The sequence below is a fragment of the Halalkalirubrum salinum genome (assembly GCF_005543295.1).
Lineage (GTDB): Archaea > Halobacteriota > Halobacteria > Halobacteriales > Haloferacaceae > Halalkalirubrum > Halalkalirubrum salinum.
In genome coordinates this window covers 1-13772 of the sequence record NZ_SRSG01000041.1, presented here as the reverse complement: position 1 = coordinate 13772, position 13772 = coordinate 1, and the positions used below count along the sequence as shown (strand labels likewise).

Annotated in this window: 12 protein-coding genes and 1 pseudogene; 6 read left to right on the top strand and 7 right to left on the bottom strand. The window is 57.1% G+C overall.

From position 1 onward, the window contains the following. Window positions 1-683 precede the first annotated feature (683 nt). Window positions 684-1883: an orc1/cdc6 family replication initiation protein gene (locus E5K03_RS13545; protein ID WP_138007344.1), complete on the top strand. Its 1200-nt coding sequence runs from the start codon at window positions 684-686 to the stop codon at window positions 1881-1883. A gap of 792 nt (window positions 1884-2675) precedes the next feature. Here E5K03_RS13545 and E5K03_RS18020 read toward each other — a convergent pair. The 3 genes from E5K03_RS18020 to E5K03_RS13530 form a co-directional block, all read right to left on the bottom strand. Beyond that, window positions 2676-2885, bottom strand: coding sequence for a DUF7437 domain-containing protein (locus E5K03_RS18020; protein ID WP_449267300.1), 210 nt, complete (start codon window positions 2883-2885; stop codon window positions 2676-2678). Window positions 2886-2957: 72 nt separating this feature from the next. After that, the gene (locus E5K03_RS13535; protein ID WP_138007343.1) at window positions 2958-3380 is read right to left on the bottom strand and encodes a DUF7522 family protein; all 423 of its coding nucleotides are present in this window, start codon (window positions 3378-3380) and stop codon (window positions 2958-2960) included. A 38-nt stretch (window positions 3381-3418) separates the two neighbouring features. After that, a complete protein-coding gene (locus tag E5K03_RS13530) occupies window positions 3419-3691 on the bottom strand; it encodes a hypothetical protein (RefSeq protein WP_170967643.1) in 273 nt (90 codons plus the stop codon). A 289-nt stretch (window positions 3692-3980) separates the two neighbouring features. Here E5K03_RS13530 and E5K03_RS13525 point away from each other — a divergent pair, with 289 nt between their 5' ends. The 3 genes from E5K03_RS13525 (at window position 3981) to E5K03_RS13515 (ending at window position 7745) form a co-directional block, all read left to right on the top strand. Continuing rightward, window positions 3981-5354 (top strand): outer membrane protein assembly factor BamB family protein, encoded by a 1374-nt coding sequence (locus E5K03_RS13525; RefSeq protein WP_138007342.1) that lies wholly within the window; start codon window positions 3981-3983, stop codon window positions 5352-5354. Window positions 5355-5542: 188 nt separating this feature from the next. After that, window positions 5543-6643 carry a TrmB family transcriptional regulator gene (locus E5K03_RS13520; RefSeq protein ID WP_138007341.1) on the top strand — a complete coding sequence of 367 codons (1101 nt, stop codon included), beginning with the start codon at window positions 5543-5545 and terminating at the stop codon, window positions 6641-6643. A 496-nt stretch (window positions 6644-7139) separates the two neighbouring features. Beyond that, window positions 7140-7745 (top strand): response regulator transcription factor, encoded by a 606-nt coding sequence (locus E5K03_RS13515; RefSeq protein WP_138007340.1) that lies wholly within the window; start codon window positions 7140-7142, stop codon window positions 7743-7745. Window positions 7746-7795: 50 nt separating this feature from the next. Here E5K03_RS13515 and E5K03_RS13510 read toward each other — a convergent pair whose 3' ends face one another. Next, window positions 7796-8782 carry an ornithine cyclodeaminase family protein gene (locus tag E5K03_RS13510; protein ID WP_138007339.1) on the bottom strand — a complete coding sequence of 329 codons (987 nt, stop codon included), beginning with the start codon at window positions 8780-8782 and terminating at the stop codon, window positions 7796-7798. A 95-nt stretch (window positions 8783-8877) separates the two neighbouring features. Here E5K03_RS13510 and E5K03_RS13505 point away from each other — a divergent pair, with 95 nt between their 5' ends. Beyond that, complete coding sequence (locus E5K03_RS13505; protein WP_138007338.1) at window positions 8878-10044, top strand: NAD(P)/FAD-dependent oxidoreductase; 1167 nt, start codon at window positions 8878-8880, stop codon at window positions 10042-10044. A gap of 54 nt (window positions 10045-10098) precedes the next feature. On the opposite strand, the gene E5K03_RS13500 is transcribed toward E5K03_RS13505, so the two are convergent. The 3 genes from E5K03_RS13500 to E5K03_RS13490 all read right to left on the bottom strand — a co-directional run bounded on the left by E5K03_RS13500 (window position 10099) and on the right by E5K03_RS13490 (window position 13158). Then, entirely contained in the window at window positions 10099-11253 is a 1155-nt protein-coding gene (locus tag E5K03_RS13500; protein WP_138007337.1) for an acyl-CoA dehydrogenase family protein, read from the bottom strand. Window positions 11254-11468: 215 nt separating this feature from the next. After that, the gene (locus E5K03_RS13495; RefSeq protein WP_138007336.1) at window positions 11469-12608 is read right to left on the bottom strand and encodes a pyridoxal phosphate-dependent aminotransferase; all 1140 of its coding nucleotides are present in this window, start codon (window positions 12606-12608) and stop codon (window positions 11469-11471) included. 61 nt (window positions 12609-12669) lie between these two features. Then, window positions 12670-13158, bottom strand: a complete 489-nt coding sequence (locus E5K03_RS13490) for an Lrp/AsnC family transcriptional regulator (RefSeq protein WP_138007335.1) — start codon at window positions 13156-13158, stop codon at window positions 12670-12672. A 197-nt stretch (window positions 13159-13355) separates the two neighbouring features. Between E5K03_RS13490 and E5K03_RS13485 the strand changes: the two are divergent. After that, window positions 13356-13679, top strand: a pseudogene (locus tag E5K03_RS13485) (redoxin domain-containing protein); the annotation flags it as partial. Between the last annotated feature and the right edge of the window lie 93 nt (window positions 13680-13772).

Here is a 13772-nt window from a genome sequence, read left to right as displayed (position 1 = left end):
ATCGGTCAGAATCGGTTACGAGCGGCTGTTGTTGGCTGACGTTTTTACCACGACCGTCCCAGACATCTCCTCAAACAACCTGACCACCTTCTTAGTCAATCCACAAACCCCTCATTTCGTCTGTTCTTCCGTCGTGGAATTACAAGTATCTGAACTGGTTGTACGAACGAGTAGCTAGTAGGAAGGACTCGCAGAAATCGATCGAAGGACAGTCCAGAAAACGCAGACTAAGAATCCCACACAGAGAGTACGTTTCGTCTGTCTGCGACGGTTCCGGTGGGGGCCAGCGAGGAGTTAGACACGAAGGTGAGAGACGATCGGATACCCCAAAATGAGACAAGGGACTGGCTGTGGGCCGAATAGCCGGGACAGACGAAACGAGGCGTGTAGGCTTTCACCGACATCACACACTCACAAAGTGACAACACGGCCCTCCCGTCGAAACCAACAGGTCTATTCGACGATAGCCACAACCTCGGAGAGAGTACGTTTCGTCTGTCTCCCAACCGAGTACGCTTTCAGCGGGAACCAGTACGTCTAATCTTGATCGATAGAGAGAGTGCACTTCGTCTGTCTTTCTAGCAGTCAAGAGTGAACCTGACTGTATACCCATTTACGCATAACTAAGACAGACGAGACAAACAAAAGCAGGTTTTAAATATCCACATTGAATCGTTTTGTACATGGCTGGGCCATTCAGTGATATGGAGCGATCGATATTTGTCTCTAAAGAAGTTCTTTCGGAGGATCATCAGCCTGATCAGATCCTCGAACGCGACGAGGAGATCGATCAGTACCGCCATGCGCTCCAGGACGTACTCTTCGGTCGTACACCACAGAACGTCATGCTGTACGGAAAAGCTGGACTCGGTAAGACCGCAGTCACGACGTACATGATGGAAGCACTCCAAGACGAAGTCACGAACCGCCCAGACGCAGACGATCTTCACGTACACGAGCTGAACTGCAACGGCAAGTCACTGTACACCGTCGTTCGAACGCTAGTGAATGGGCTGTTACCCGAGCACGCGAATGGGTTCCCGAAACGCGGTCTCGGGACGGCCGACGCCTTCGAAGAGCTGTATGCCCAGCTCGATCGAATTGGCGGTACCCATCTCGTCGTCTTCGATGAGATCGATCACTTAGATGACGTCGATACGCTTCTGTATGAGCTCCCCCGGGCGCGATCGATCGGCCACATCACCAACTCGAAGGTCGGCGTCATTGGTATCAGCAACAACTACACGTTTCGGCAGTCACTGTCGCCGAAAGTGAAAGACACCCTGATGGAGACAGAAATTTCGTTTAGTCCGTACGACGCGAGCGAGCTCCAGACGATCCTCGCAGATCGTGCTGATCGGGCGTTCGTCGATGGTGCCTGTGACGACTCGGCCATTGCGAGAGCAGCCGCAACCGCGGCCAAAGACCGCGGGAATGCGCGACAGGCGATCGACCTCCTTCGCGTTGGCGGCGAAGTCGCGACCCGCTGTGACGACGACCACGTCGACGACTCACACATCCTTCGGGCCCAGGAACTTGTCCAACGGGGTCGGTTGCGAAACCGGATCAACGATCAGACGCAGCACGCACAGCTTCTGCTCGAAACTGTGGCGTACATCGAAAAGCAGGGGGAATCGCCGGCACGATCGAGAACAATCAAGGACCAATACGAATCGGTCGCCGAATTACACGCCGTGGATCCGCTCACGACACTCAAAAGTATCCAGAACCACCTCTCAGATCTCCACATGCTCGGATTTTTGCAGCGTCACGATCGAAATCACGGCGAAAGCGGTGGACGGTACTACGAATATCAGCTGGATCTGGATCCGGAAATCGTTATCGAGATCAGACAGGAAACTGAGGCAGAAGCTTCCCTGTGATACTTGATATTGCCAGTCGCAACCACGTAGCGGACGATCGCGACGAGTGCTGTGGTTGATCCAGTACCTCCCTCAAGCCGACTACCCCGAACGTCGCAAAGACAGACGAAACGTACTGTGTCTCACGTCGCAGAGAGAGACCAAACACACAGTGATCGGCAGCACCCACGAGCTTTTGAGTCGAAAACAGACGAAATGAGGTGTGTCTGTGTTTTCAGGTCCCGACCACTATTGATGGCAAAGAGTCGTCGATCGGACTGTGACTAGACCATTCGTCGATCAAACTGCGACCGAACCATTCGTCGATCAAACTGCGACCGAACCATTCGCCGATCAAACTGCGACCGAACCATTCGCCGATCGAACTGCGAGAAAAACTTCCTCGATCGGCTTACGAAAGAAAAGATCCATCCAACGGAACCGTGACCGGATTACACAAGGATCGATCTGCAACAAAACACACGGATCGAACAAATTCATTTCGAAGACGGTGTGTGAATGTCGCTCGATAGTACCCATATTGTGGTGGATTTCATTTCGAACACGGTGTGTGTATGGATTCGGCCACTTATTTGAGGAACGATCGAAACAGTGGTGTACAGATCGAAGTCCATTGACTGTTGCGGCGTGAGTCGCTTTTGTACTCGATCACTTCAGTTGTGGATGCGTATGTCTGTGCCCGTACTGATTCACGATACGTGACGGCGAGATCGAGACTCGTCGAGGTGGCGGACTTGTCTCCAACGTCGCGGTGGCGGACTTGTCTCCAACGTCGAGGTGGCTAGCTTGTCTTCAAGATACTCGCTTTGAGCTTTTAGAGGTAGTTTCTGGTTCGAAAACAGGGATATCCTGATCACGGGCCATGATTTGGGCGTTCATTTTCGACTGCGTGTACGCTCGGATGTATTTGATTGCTGTTGTGAGTCTGCTGATACCGCGACGATCGATCCTTGCCACAACTGAGAACAGACGAAATGAGGGGTGTATACAAATCCAACGCATCCGTATTGTGTTCTGCAGGGATTCCGCATCCACCGATCGAGCCAACCTACAGCTCCCATCACAAATCCGAAATTACTCCTGGCGAGCTTCAATTCCGTTCCGGACCTCCTCAAGCGCCGATCGCAGCCCAACCGTCAACTCCTCGAACCGATCGATCGACATCGAATCGGTGGTGATCCAGACCCCCTGACTGAACTCATCATCATCGCCCTCGTCAATCACGCGGGTCAAAAATCCGTTTTCGAACATGCGGATCGTCGCCTCGTACGACCCGAGCTGGGTGTTGCAGTAGTACGCCTGGGAGTGAAAACCCGATCGCTCGTGGTCAGCGAATCCAACGAGATCGGCGCTTCGTTCGAGATCGTCACGCAAATACAGCTGTTCGACTGTATCTTCAGTAAAGTACGTCACGCTACGAAGTTCGTCGCCGACGGCCGTTCGGCATACGCTCACCAACTGATCAGTAGCAGCCTCCGAAAGCATCCGATTTGACATGGGTGGTTTCGACGTGGCGGGTGTGCTGGAAGTGTCGTTTACGACTCGTCCTCCGAGCCGTGCGGATCTTCGCTCACGTGATCGTCAAGCACGTTCTTTATTTCAGTCAACTTAATGTACGTCGCAAGCGCGAGGATCGACGAGGGCCACAACCCGACGAACTGTCCACGCTGTTCGTCTCCTTTCACATAGTAGTAATACAGCGCGAGCATGACCGACCCAACCGACGCCAACACCACTGGGCCGATACCGTTATCATCAAGCTCCTGTGCTATTCCACTAACTTCGTCAACGTCCGTTGTATCGGACATATGCTTTGTTATGTCTTCACACGCATATATGTTGCCTGAACCCCTCGAAATCGGGACTATCACGGAGTCAACTCTGATCGCAAACGGGGCAGCCACGATCCAAACAGGCCAACCACAATCCAAACGGGCCAACCACAATCCAAACAGGCCAACCACAATCCAAACGGGCCAACCACAATCCACATGGTATAACCACAATCCACATGGTATAACCACGATCGCATCCTAACGGATCGCCCATAACGACCGAGACGCATTTACGCCCCCCCAATGAATCGCCTGGTATTGAATGACGCGCGATGAGCATCCTCGGTCTCAAGACGACTCCGAGCAGTCTGGACAGCGAGTCCGATCAGACAGACGAGCGTTTCTCGCCGCAGCAGGCGCGATCGGTACCACAGCCCTCGCTGGCTGTGCAGCGGTCCCACCGGGGACACCAACCTATGACAAGACCCAAAACGAATTTAGCCCCGAGATCCCCCCGTACGATCGGACCTACCCCGACGATCCAGAGATCACCATGTTTCGGCGTGGGCTTCGACGCCTCGGCTACTATCCTGATACAACGGTCCCTGACGCAGTCGAGGTCAACTGGCAGCTTCCAGTTAACTACATCGGCCACACCGCCGCCAAATCGAGCCCGATCGTGACGCCGGACGGCGAAAACGTGATCATCGCTGCAGACACGGGACGAGTCCACGCAGTCTCAACAACCGGAGAGCACCGCTGGGTTGCAGAAACGGGCGCGACGAACCTTGGGATTCACGGGACGCCGACGATCGTCGATGGGGTCGCCTACATCGGTGGCTACGATGGGCACCTCTACGCGATCAACGTCCACACCGGCGAGTACGTGTGGCACACCCACCGCCGAGAGCTTGATTGGGCGATCGCGATCGGCTCCAGTCCGGCGTACCTCGACGGCGTACTCTATCTCATGGCCGAGTACAACCATCCGCCGTCGGGGGCGATGTGGGCGATCGACGCCGAGACGGGGACGCCGCTCGAGAGCGACCACCGGCCGGTCGGGATGCCCCATCCGTCGATGGCCATCGATCCAGAAACCGAGCGCATGGTTTCGGGATCGAACGACGGGGTCTGTTATTGCTGGGAGTTCCCCTCACTCGAACCAGTCTGGGAGTTCCAGACCGACGGGGAAATCAAAGGGACACCACCAGTGTACGAGGGCAAGACGTTCGTCGGATCGTGGGACGGGACGTTCTACTGTTTGGCTCTCGAAGACGGCGAGGAGCTGTGGACGTTCGACACCGGACAGGTCGTCATGTCGAATCCTGGTGTCGATCCGGAGGCCGGCGTGGTCTACGTCGGTAGTGACGATCGACAGATCCACGCGCTCGATACCGAGACCGGCGAACAGCTGTGGTCCCAGAATGTCGGCGGGAGCGTGATCGGCTCGCTGACAGTCACACCTGACGCGGTGCTCGTTGGCTCCTACGACACCCATATGTACGCGCTCGAAGCCGATACTGGTGACGTCCGCTGGCGCGTTGGGGGTAACGGACACGCGACGAGCGAAGTAGCGATCCACGACGGCAGGCTGTACTACGCCGAGCGTGGCGACATCTCTGGATACTGGGACGACGACGACGAGGAGACGGTCAACGCGCCTGGACACGCGTACTGTCTTGTTTCCGACGAGTAAGCTGGTCAAACACGAATGATTTCGACGCAAAACCTGCTCGAACACGAATGATTTCGACGCAAAACCTGCTCGAACACGAATGATTTCGACGCAAGAGCCGCTCGAGGCAGGACGATCGATCGCAGTGGAAATACGGTTAGTCATGTACATTCAGGTCATTAATTACCTCGCCCCGCAAATGGCACGCTATGGACACAGCTACGCTTCGGGACGCCCTCGAGGATGCGGGTCTCTCGCAGTATCAATCTGAGGCGTACATCACGCTGTTGCAGCTCGGGTCAGCTAGCGCAACCGAAATCGCGGATGGTTGTACGGTCCCAACGGCGCGGATCTACGATGTAATTAGAGATCTCGAACGCAAAGGATACGTCGAGACGTACGAACAAGACAGCCTACACGCCCGGGCAGTCGAACCCGGGAGCGTCCTCTCGGAGCTTCGATCGCGCGCGGAGTTGCTCTCATCGGCCGCCGAGGAAATCGAGACGCGCTGGGAAGCGCCCACGGTTGACAGACACAAAATAAGCATTGTCAAGCGATTTCAGACCGTGTTCGATCGGGCAGCCGAAGGGATTGCCAACGCCGAAGATGAGGTACAACTGTCGATTTCTGAGTCGAATTTCCATGCGCTCCGTGACATCCTCGTGGATGCAGTCGATCGGGGCGTGATCGTGAAGGTGAGTCTTCACGCAGACACACGCGGTGACCCTGCGCCACCATCGATCGACCAATTCACAGACGCAGCCACTGAGGTGCGCTACCGACCGCTGCCGACGCCGTTTATCGCGCTCATCGATCGCACCGACGCGTGCTTTGCACCCACGCGCGGCTCGCTCAACGAGTACGGCGTGTTGATCCACGACCGATCGCTCACGTATATTTTCCACTGGTACTTTCTCACCTGCTTGTGGGAGGCGTGGGACGAGATATACAGCGTCCGATCTGAGGAGCCACCGATAATCTACACCGACATTAGACGGTGTCTCAGAGACATCGAGCCGCTGTATGCAGCGGGTGAGACGGTGGTTCTCACCGTCGAAGGGTACGACACGACGACTGGCGAGCGAGTCTCTAGACGGGGACGAGTCACCGATCTGGTGTACGCAGGTGCGTCAAATCATAACAAACCCGTGCCGTTGGCGCAGCTGGCCGGACAGGTAGCGATTTATATCACAGACAATGACGGCGACACGACGAGCGTCGGAGGGTGGGGTGCTGTACTCGAAGACATCGAGGCGACCCGGCTGATCGTAACTGATATCACTGACGCTGAAGAGCGCATGGACACCTGACACCCTCCCACGACTGAAGTCGTGGGGTTCCCAGCCACAGACCAGGTGCCCCACGGCGGAAGGTTCCCCACTCATCGACGGTGGGGTTGTGGGCCGTGCCAGTACGGCCCCCGACCGAGATAGCGGGCTTCATTTACCTCCGTGTGGAGTGCGTATCCTTACCTCAGACTCGGCAGCACAACCTATGGTACGATCCGTGGTAGTTGTTTCGGGTGGTGTCGGATTCATCCCACGACTGAAGTCGTGGGCTTTCTCCTTGAACCATTGTAAGCACAGACAAAAACAATCAGTCTGGACGAACCAACACGACGACAAAGTGGACGAACCAACACGACGACAAAGTGGACGAACCAACACGACGACAAAGTGGACGAACCAACACGACGACAAAGTGGACGAACCAACACAATGACAAAGTCTTTGTCGGATCGAAGAGGTATTTTCTTATACGCTGACCCGCCACAATGAGACACAACGTGAGAGGTAGACCAGGAATATGAGTGACGCTCCAGTCGTGTTGATCGTTGAGGACGAGCCGGACCTCGCAGATTTGTACGCTGCTTGGCTCACCGGTGACTACGATGTCCGGACTGCGTACGGCGGCCGCGAAGCCCTTGACAAGCTCAATGACGATCTCGACGTGGTACTGCTCGATCGAAGAATGCCTGGCCTCTCAGGGGACGAGGTCCTCGTTGCGCTCCGTGATCGCGGGATTAACTGCAAGGTAGCGATGGTCACTGCCGTCGAGCCGGACTTTGACATCATTGCGATGGGTTTCGATGATTACCTGGTCAAGCCTGTGACGAGAGAAGGGCTCAAAGAAACGGTCTCAGAACTCCTAACACGGAATGAATACGACAAAGGCGTCCAAGAGCTGTTCAGCCTCTCTTCGAAAAAAGCGCTCTTAGAGTCAGAAAAAGGCACTACGACACTCGAAACCAACGAGGAGTATCAAGAGCTCACCCGCCGGATTGCCAAACTTCGTGAAGAGCTCGATCAGTCGATCGGTTCATTCTCCGAACACGACGATTTCGTAAATATGTTCCGCGAGTTTGAGTCCGAAGATGACGGAGACGGCTCTCCCGACCCCGACATATCATAAACATAAATCGTCACTACCGAGGCGTATTCGTCATTTCATCATCTTGAGAGCTACATCGGGACCATCTGTCCAAGCTCTTGGTCGATCGCTGCGTCAAGGACGGTTGCTGCCGCAGCTGCGTCCAGTGCTGCGGTTCCGACAGATTTCACCACGATGATGTCGCCTGGTTCTGACTGTGCACTCCGGTCTTGGCCCGCAAGCGCACTTCCGAGCGGCTTGAATGCGTCGGCGTATGCTGCGGGGATGTCTCCCGTCTCGACTGCTTCCTCGGGCACATCGGCGTATCGTACTGATGCTCGCTCTAGTGTCCGCCGATCGAGCTCGCGCATCTCTGGAGTGAATGCACCGATGGCAACGACAAGCGCGTTCCCAGGGAGGTCGTCCCCGTCGAACGTCGGCTCTGTGCTCGTCGTTGCCGTCACGACGACATCAGCTCCGGAGACCGCCGCCGCTGGTGAATGAACCGCAACTGCGTCGATTGATTCACCCCGAAGGTCGACAGCGCACCGATCGCGAGAGTCACTTGGCGAGTAGATACGGACCTGATCGACTGGACAAGCGGCTGCGATCGCGCGGGTCTGCCACCGCGCCTGTGTGCCAGCACCGAGGACGCCCACTGTGAGTTCACCTTCGGTGAAGGCGTCTGCAGCGACCCCGCCAATACACCCCGTGCGAGCGTTTGTGATCCGCTGGCCGTCCATGTAGGCAACGGGCTGGCCGGTCTCGGCGTCCGTCACGGCGATTGTCGCGTGTACTGTCGGTAGCCCCTGGTCAGGATTGCCTTCGTGGACGGTCGCAAGTTTTGTCACGGCGTAGGGCGCCCCTTCGATGTAGGCAGGCATGACGAGGCCAGTTCCAAGAGGGTCCTCGCCGCGTAATCCCGCACCGATCGGGTAGTGCGGCCGATCGGGCCGGACGACCCGGCCACGAAATTGGTCGATCAATGCGTCACGGGTCGCTACGAGCAACGTGTCAAGATCGAGCACTGTCGATACATCTTCGTCCGAAAGCATACGGATACCAGCGAAGTCGCCCATACCTGTGTCGTCGTCCCGAGCGATCGAATAGTCACCGGTCAACCCGATCGAGCCCGAGCCGATCGCTTTTTGACTGTGCTGTGTGACCCACAGCCATGGTTGGACCGGTGGTTGTAATCGGCGGCGGAATTGTGGGGTTGTCGTGTGCGTACGCGCTCGCCGATCGCGGTCGCGACGTCGTCGTCTGTGAAAAAGCGAGCCTCGGCGCGGGCAGCACTGCTCGCGCGGCTGGCGGGATTCGAACCCAATTTTCGACCCGCATCAACGTCGAATTATCACTGGCGAGCCTGCCAACGTGGGAAGCGTTCGAAGAACACTTCGGCGTCGATATCGGTTTCAAACAGGTCGGGTATCTCTTTCTCGCACGCGAGGCGACGACCGCCGATCGCTTCGAAGAAACAGTCGCAATGCAACAGAAAGCGGGTGCGTCGGTCGACTTGCTCTCGCCAGCGGACGCAGCTACGCACTGCCCTGAGCTGCACGCCGATCGATTCCGATCGGCAACGTACGCGGGGCGTGATGGGTTTGCTGATCCATACCTCGCGTTACAGGGGTACGCAGACGCCGCCCGAGCGGCCGGTGTTGACATCCGAACACACACCGAAGTGACCGCGATCGACCGTACTGACGCGGGGATCGAGACCGTCACGATCGGCACCTCGGGCGGCACCGAACGTCTCGAACCGAGCGCGGTCATCAACGCTGCTGGGCCCTGGGCGAGCGCGATTGCGGCGCTCGCTGACATGGAGATCCCTGTCGTTCCACGGCGTCGACAGGCACTCGTTGCCGCTCCCGAGACACCTATCGGCGAGACCGTCCCGCTGACGATCGATTTAGACTCGGGCGTGTACTTTCGACCCGAACGAGAAGGCGCGGCGATCGTCGGCGGCCAGTTCGATGCGGACGATCCCGAAGCAGATCCAGACCGCTACAGCGAGTCGATGGATCTCGACTGGGCGGCAACCGCGATCGAACGAGCGGCTGACGTGGCGGGATACTTCGGCCCGAAAACACAGCTCAAACGTGGCTGGGCAGGCTTATATGCGGTGACGCCAGACCATCACCCAATCATCGAGGAAACCGAGCCAGGGTTCGTCAACGCGGTTGGGTTCTCCGGACACGGATTTCAGCACGCGCCGGCAACCGGTCAGGTCGTCGCGGAGTTGCTCATTGATGGCGAGGCATCTACTGTGGATATCTCGGGGCTTTCGAGCGATCGGTTCGATCGCGGCGAGCAGCTAATTGAACGGCACGTCGCCTGAGCGATCGTCGAACGACACGTCGCCTGAGCGATCGGGATCATGTGCCTCCCTACGTCACATACCCTTGCCGAGGAGCTCTCTGGCGATGATGTTCTTTTGAATCTCGGTTGTCCCTTCGTAGATCTGGGTGATCTTCGCATCTCGATAGAACCGCCCGACGTCGAAGTCGTCGACGTAGCCCGCTCCGCCGTGGATCTGTACGGCCTCGTCAGCAACGGCTGTTGCGACCCGGGAGGCGTACTCTTTGGCCATCGAAGCGAGCGTTGTCACGTCATCGGAGTCCGCATCGACACTCCAGGCAGACTTGTACGTCAGCCCCCGTGCCGCTTCAGTCCGGGTGTACATATCGGCGAGTTTGTGCTGGATCGCCTGGAACTCCGAGATCGAGCGCCCGAACTGCTCGCGCTCTTGGGCGTACTCAAGGGCCCGCTGAGCAGCACCTTTTGCGATCCCGACACCCTGGGCGGCGACCGCGGTTCGGGTCTCGTCGAAGAACTGCATGACCTGCAGAAAGCCCATCCCGCGGGTGCCAACGAGGTTCTCCTCGGGCACACGAACGTCGTCGAGGACGAGTTCGGCGGTGTCACTCGCGCGAATTCCAAGCTTTCCAGTGATCTTCTCAGCAGAAAATCCGTCTCGATCGCTCTCGATAATAATCTGTGAAAAGCCGGTGTAGCGATCCTCGACGTCGGGGTCGGTCTCACAGACGACGACGAAGTAGTCGCCGACCGAGCCGTTCGTGATCCACATCTTGTTGCCGTTGATGACCCACTCGTCGCCGTCTTTCTCCGCGCGGGTCGAGACCGAACTCACATCCGAGCCGGCGTGTGGCTCGCTGATCGCTGCGCCCATGACCGACTCGCCGCTGGTCAACGGCGGGAGATATTTTTCTTTTTGTTCGTCGGTCCCGAACGCCATGATCGCCTCTGCACCGAAGCCAGCGCTTGCGATACACAGCCCAATTCCGGGATCGGCCGCGAACAGTTCCTCGGTCAAAATCGCAGTCTCGAGCGTCGAGTAGCCGACTCCGCCGTACTCGATCGGAATGTGTGGAGCTAAAAGCCCCATGTCCGCGGCGGCGTCCATCACGTCGTGGGGATATTTTTCTTCGCGGTCGTACTCGGTGGCGACCGGTTCGATCTCGTTTTCGGCGAAGCGAGCAACCTCCTCACGGAGTGCCTGCTGTTCGTCTGACAAGGCGAAGTCCATGCTGAGCGGTCACAATCTACACAATTATATATTTGGAAATGTCGAATGCGATGAAACGAGTTTCTTTCAACACGGGATTGTAAGTGGCGTCCGATCGGCGAAAAGCGCTGTTGTCCAAGCTACCGATCGGCGAAAAGCGCTGTTGTCCAAGCTACCGATCGGCGAAAAGCGCTGTTGTCCAAGCTACCGATCGGCGAAAAGCGCTGTTGTCCAAGCTACCGATCGGTCAAGAACGTCTCCATCCGGTTCATCGCTTCTTTCAAGTCGCGCATTCCCGTGGCGTACGATACCCGCAGATGGCCGCGGCCGCCTTCTCCAAAGACACTCCCAGGAACCACTGCGACACCCTGAGATTCAAGCAAATCTTCGGCGAACGCCTCGTCGTCACCGCCCGGCTCGGGAAAGGCGTAAAACGCCCCACGTGCTTCGAAACAGTCGAGGCCCATCTCTGAAAAGCGCGACAGAACGAACCGCCGGCGACGGTTGTATGCCGATCGCATCTCCTCAACCGCATCACCACAGCTTCGCAGCGCCTCGATCGCCGCGAACTGTGCCGTCGTGGGTGCTGAAAGCATCGTATACTGGTGGACGCGGTTCATCGCGTCGATTCCCGCCGGTGGCCCCATTGCGTACCCGAGCCGCAATCCGGTCATCGCGAAGGCCTTTGAGAAGCCGTTGATGACGATCGTCCGCTCGCGCATGCCAGGCAACGTCGCAATCGACACGTGCTCACGCCCGTACGTCAGTGCTGCGTAGATTTCGTCGGCGATCACCAGTATGTCGTTATCAACACAGAAGTCCGCGACGGCGGAGAGCTCCCGCTCATTCATAACCGCGCCAGTTGGGTTGTTCGGGTAACAGAGGATCAACACGTCCGCATCAGCTGCCCCCGACTTCTGCAGCGACTCGACGGTCAACACGAAATCGTCCTCGGCGTAGGTTGCCACCCCAAGCGGCTCGCCACCGGCGAACCTGACGCCCGGCACGTACGATATGTAGCTCGGCTCGTGAACTGCGACCGTGTCGCCGGGATTAACAAACGCCCGAAGGGCAAGGTCAACGGCTTCGCTCGCCCCGGTTGTCACCAGAATTTCTTCGTCAGGACTATACTCCAAGCCCCACCTTGAGACGTCTTCAGCGATGTATTCTCGAAGTTCGCGTTTCCCCAGGTTTGAGGTGTAGGAGGTCCGTCCGCGTTCGAGCGAATCGATCGCCGCGGTCCGTGCAGCCCACGGTGCCGAAAAGTCCGGCTCACCGACACCGAGTGAGATTACATCGTCGCGCTCTTCGGCCAACTCGAAGAACTTCCGGATGCCCGATTCAGGGACACTGCGGACCCGATCGGCGATTCGCATTACGCCTCACCTCTGGATCGGCGAGTCACTCCAGTGTCAGGCTGTGAATGGTTCTCGCCGGTCATGGTGACACAGAGAGCCGATCGTCTCGGTCGCGATCACCAAACTCCATACCACCGTCCTTGTAGGTATCCATGATGAAGTGCGTCACCGTCTGGGTGACCTCAGGAATTGGGGCGATCTGTTCGGAAATGAACCGCGAGACCGACTGCATCGACTCACCGGTGACTTCGATAGCGAAATCGTAATCCCCAGAAACCAGGCGCAGCGACTGTACGGTCGGAAACTTCACGATTCGATCGGCGATCTCCTCGTAGCCCGTCTCTCGATCGAGTTCGACGTTCAGCTCGACGAATGCCGAGACGTGGCTGTCATTGATACTGTCCCAGTCGATGACTGCCTGGTAGCCGTGGATGACACCCTCAGCCTCGAGTTCGGCGATCAGTTGCTCGACAGTTTCCGGGTCGACGTCCAACTGTCGAGCGAGGTCGTCGACGCTTTCTCTGGCGTCTGTCGACAACACGTCAAGCAGTTCGCGTTTCGCAGCCATACTGGACAGTGATGGGTCACGGGGCAAAGTAGTTCCTCATTGTGAGTGAATATACCTCATGGCTTATTGTGAGCGGCAATACAATACGGCGCCGATATATCAACGCGATGAGCGGCTATACAATACGGCGCCGATATATCAACGCGAACCCATCGTCGGAAAGAGCGTTTATTTGTACCGCAACCGAACCAACGATCATGGTACTGAAAGAATCCGAATCCGAACTCGATCGCGGCGATGTCGCACCGGATTTTGATCTGCTTGGGACCGATGGTAAGCAGTATTCGCTGAACTCCTTCGAAGAATCTGATGCGTTGCTCATTGTCTTTACGTGCAATCATTGCCCCTACGCGAAGGCGAAGTTCGATCTTCTCAACGAGTTGGCCGCCGAGTACGACGACGCGGCGATCGTCGGAATCAACCCCAACGCGAACGAGGAGTATCCCGACGACTCCTACGATCGGATGGTCGAACTCGTCGAGGACGGGACGATCGCTTATGACGCGTACCTTTATGACGAGCGTACTTCCAAGCGAAGTGTGAATCTGGAGACCCTATTTGTGAAATTTTACTGAGGGGTACTGGCTGTAGAAGAACTTGACCGAACTATAGCG